General features: G+C 75.7%; 1 protein-coding gene. It reads left to right on the plus strand.

Annotated features, from left to right (window positions below; genetic code table 11):
• Positions 1 to 148: 148 nt before the first annotated feature.
• The coding region (locus tag GT042_RS14075; protein ID WP_272925717.1) for an NAD(P)-dependent oxidoreductase at positions 149 to 511 on the plus strand (363 nt) is incomplete at its 3' end.

The raw sequence follows: 511 nt of genomic DNA on the forward strand, positions 1-511 counted from the left end.
CAGCGCTCGCTCCACCACGGCCCTACGCGCGGGGCGACGCCACGCCGCGCGCCGACCGGCCGGGGCCTCATCCCGCTCCAAGGGTCCCCGTAAGCTGGTTCCCGGGAGTCACCCCATCTCACCAGCCGCTTCAGGAGTCCGTACCGACATGGCCGAGCACGCCGAGCACCCCGCCTACCCCGTCGGACTCCGCCTCTCCGGGCGGCGTGTCGTTGTTGTAGGCGGCGGGCAGGTCGCCCAGCGCCGGCTGCCCGCGCTCATCGCGGCGGGCGCCGACATCGTGCTCGTGTCGCCCTCCGCGAAGGCGTCCGTCGAGGCCATGGCCGAGGCCGGCGAGATCCGCTGGGAGCGCCGGCGGTACGAGGAGGGCGACCTCGCGGGCGCCTGGTACGTCCTGGTCGCCTCCAGCGACCCCGTCGCGAACACCACCGCCTCCGCCGAGGCGGAACGGCACCGCGTCTGGTGCGTCCGCAGCGACGACGCGGAGGCCGCCACCGCCTGGACCCCCGCC

Origin of the sequence: Streptomyces sp. SID3212 (genome assembly GCF_009865405.1) — a bacterium.
Taxonomy (GTDB): Bacteria; Actinomycetota; Actinomycetes; order Streptomycetales; family Streptomycetaceae; genus Streptomyces.